The organism is Elusimicrobiota bacterium, from assembly GCA_040757695.1.
Lineage (GTDB): Bacteria > Elusimicrobiota > UBA8919 > UBA8919 > UBA8919 > JBFLWK01.
In genome coordinates this window covers 1-1,805 of record JBFLWK010000199.1, presented here as the reverse complement: position 1 = coordinate 1,805, position 1,805 = coordinate 1, and the positions used below count along the sequence as shown (strand labels likewise).

2 protein-coding genes are annotated in these 1,805 nt (G+C 33.0%); both read left to right on the top strand.

The annotated features are described in order from the left end of the window. Positions 1 to 188: 188 nt before the first annotated feature. On the top strand, positions 189 to 1,061 hold the full coding sequence (locus tag AB1349_14090) for a DUF364 domain-containing protein (GenBank protein MEW6558455.1): 873 nt from the start codon (positions 189 to 191) through the stop codon (positions 1,059 to 1,061). Continuing rightward, on the top strand, positions 1,048 to 1,530 hold the full coding sequence (locus AB1349_14085; protein MEW6558454.1) for a pyridoxamine 5'-phosphate oxidase family protein: 483 nt from the start codon (positions 1,048 to 1,050) through the stop codon (positions 1,528 to 1,530). The genes AB1349_14090 and AB1349_14085 overlap by 14 nt, the downstream gene beginning before the upstream one ends. The last annotated feature ends 275 nt before the right edge of the window (positions 1,531 to 1,805 follow it).

Below are 1,805 nucleotides of genomic sequence, written 5' to 3'. Positions count from 1 at the left end.
TTGGCGAGGAATATAAAGAATACAAGAAGAAAGTTAGATGGAAATTAATTCCTTATTTGTTTTAAGATATATGGCGGGATCCGGAACTCTGCCTCAGCACTTTGCAAAGTGCTGGGTTGCCCTTCGGATCATATAACAGCGTTTATATGAAAATCCGAATCAAAATTAAGAAACGAGGTTAAACAAAAATGAGATTAGTAACAGAGACTATAGAGAAATTAAAGAACTTAGGTATAAGAGGGAACCTTATTGATATTATAGTGACAAGAACATATACCGGTCCCTGGACTTTAACATACGTAGAATATGATGACCACAAGATTGGTTGCGGTATAGCGAATAATGAAACAAATCTTCCTGATAATACATCCTTTTTAAAGGAACTAATCGGTTTAGACAGTTATTATGCTATTGAAAAGTTGGAAAATATAGGTGAAAATGTATTTATACGTTCTTTGAAAACATCAATAGCTTCAGCACTTTCACACAGGCTTATGAACGACGATAATTTTTTAGAAACAGCAGGTTATAAAGTTCAAAGTTCACTCGGGCCAGGATTTTCACTTATGGATCCTTCTAAATTAGTCAAAAATGCTGATGTGGTAGTAACTGTAGGATTCCATGTTATGCTAACTCCATTGATTGCAACAATTGCTAAGAAATTATATGTTACTGAACTTATGGACTTAAAAGAATTAGAGGTAATTGATTTTAAGGGCTTAAATACTAATTTAGAAATTCTTCCCGCGAATAAGAATAGAGAGATCCTTCCTCAAGCAGATGTTGTCTACATTACTGGACAGACTATTGTAAATGATACTCTTGAAGAGATCCTTGATTGGTCAAAAAATGCCAGGACGAAAATTATCTATGGCCCGACTTCTTCATTTTATCCAGAGATTCTATTTAAAAATGGAGTTGATGTTTCTTCAGCATTAGGCTTACCAAATAATTTGCAGTTCCGTCAACAATTTATACTTAGCAGAGGGTGGTGGCAGGGACTAAAAGGGATAAAGATGATGTTAGTCAGAAAGGAGGTAAATCAAAATGAAAATGAATGAAGATTTAAAGCAAAGTTTGGGAGTAGGTTTTCATGATCTTGCTACTGCATCTAGAGATGGAAAACCAAATGTAGTTCAAGTTGGACTTCTTAAGGCGATTAGCGATACTCAAATTCTTATTGTGGATATATGGTTTAATAAGACAAGAAAGAATTTGGAGGAAAATCCTAATGTAGCCCTTGCAGTCTCTGACATGCAAAAGTTAAGGTTCTATCAACTTAAAGGTAAAGCAAAAATTATTACTGAAGGACCATTATATGAAAAGGCATTTGAAATTATGAAAGAAAAGGACGAAATTCGTAAAAGAAGACTTGAAAAAATGGAAATGCAGATAGGAAACGAAGAATTTAAGAAAAGAATGCAAAAAATAATGGAACTTCACACCAAAGTTCATAAGCCTAAGGCAGTCGTTTTAATGGACGTGGAAGAAATTTATTCAACTGTGCCGGGTGAAAAATACGAAGGATAAATATTAAAACAAAATATTTTTCGTATTTGGGTATAATAAATCGTAAGTGAACAATACGGTAAAAAAATAAAGAAATAAAATTAGAGACAGAACTTGTTTGATTTTTTAAGATTTTTTGATGTGGTTTTTCTTCTGATAAATTATTTTGGGGTCTTCTCCCGATCAAGTGGGTAAAATGTTCTTTGAAACTCTCATAACCTTTTGAAATTTCAGTTGAATAGATGTTGCAATACACCTTGCGAATTTGCTAAAATAATAATATGAACAAACACAAA